The organism is Aeromonas sp. ZOR0002 (genome assembly GCF_963866995.1).
GTDB classification, from domain to species: domain Bacteria; phylum Pseudomonadota; class Gammaproteobacteria; order Enterobacterales; family Aeromonadaceae; genus Aeromonas; species Aeromonas caviae.
In genome coordinates this window covers 1-801 of record NZ_CAWMFQ010000323.1, presented here as the reverse complement: position 1 = coordinate 801, position 801 = coordinate 1, and the positions used below count along the sequence as shown (strand labels likewise).

Genomic DNA, 801 nt, shown 5'->3' with positions numbered 1-801 from the left:
CACACCAGCAGGGTGAATAGGGCGATGGCCATCACCACCGGCACGAACACGGCAGAGACCTTGTCCACCAGCTGTTGCAGCGGCGCCTTGCCCATCTGGGCGTTCTCCACCAGTGCGATGATCTTGCTGAGGCTGGAGTCCTCCCCCACCGTAGTGGCTTCAATTTCCAGCACGCCGGAGCGGTTGATGGCACCGCCCAGCACCTTGTCGCCCGCACTGCGCAGCACCGGCAGGCTCTCACCGGTGAGGATCGACTCGTCCAGCTCGCTCTCGCCGCTCACGATTCTGCCGTCCACCGGCACCCGCTCACCCACCAGCACCCGCAGCCGATCACCGCGCAGCACCTCATCGATGGCGACGCTCTGCCAACTCTCGCCACGCCAGACGGTGGCGGTTTCCGGCCGCAGCGCCATCAGTTCGCGAATGGCGGACTGGGTGCTGCGTCTGGCCCGAGCCTCCAGCAGTTTTCCCAACGAAATCAGGGTAATGATGATGGCGCTCGCCTCGAAATAGAGCTTGCCGCTGGCAGCCATCCCCAGCGTCAACAACAGATAGAGACTGTAGAAGTAGGCGGCGCTGGTGCCGGTGGCCACCAGCACATCCATGTTGGCGGAGCGGTTCTTGATGGCAAGCCAGGCGCCGCGATAGAAGCGGGCCCCGATCCAGAACTGCACCGGGGTGGCGAGCAGCAGCTCCAGCCAGGCGGGCAGATGCCAGGGGAACAACCCGGCCATGGCCAGCATCCCCACCAGCAGCGGCAACGTCAGCAAAGTCGAGACGATGACCCGGGTTTGCGCCTGA

General features: G+C 64.8%; 1 protein-coding gene. It reads right to left on the bottom strand.

The window, feature by feature from the left end; genetic code table 11:
* A partial coding sequence (locus AACR77_RS17365; RefSeq protein WP_042883014.1) for an HAD-IC family P-type ATPase occupies positions 1–801 on the bottom strand: 801 nt, incomplete at both ends.